We start from the raw sequence: 261 nt of genomic DNA, 5'->3' as shown, positions 1-261 counted from the left end.
CTGGCAATCCGCCAGCATTTCCAAGGAAATCTTTTCGTCAGGAGCAAAAGATTCCGGTTTTGCGGAGGCAAAGCCTAAATCACCGAAGAAGACATCCTCAATACTGTTGTTATGGGCGATGTACATATTTTCTTTATATACACGGTTAAATAAGAACCGCTGATGCCGCACGTGTTTAAGAGTATCTTTCGCTGAATGGGCGAGACTTTGATAAGCTTTAAGCCAGTGCCGCGCTTCCTGCTCTTCATTCAAATATGCGGC

At 44.8% G+C, this 261-nt stretch carries 1 pseudogene; it reads right to left on the bottom strand.

Going from position 1 to position 261, the window contains the following annotated elements:
• Window positions 1–261: pseudogene (locus R0K30_RS22420) on the bottom strand (bacillibactin transport transcriptional regulator Btr); the annotation flags it as partial.

It is taken from the genome of Bacillus sp. SIMBA_154 (genome assembly GCF_046536015.1).
Classification (GTDB): Bacteria; Bacillota; Bacilli; order Bacillales; family Bacillaceae; genus Bacillus; species Bacillus pumilus_P.
This window is presented reverse-complemented; position numbering and strand designations above follow the sequence as displayed.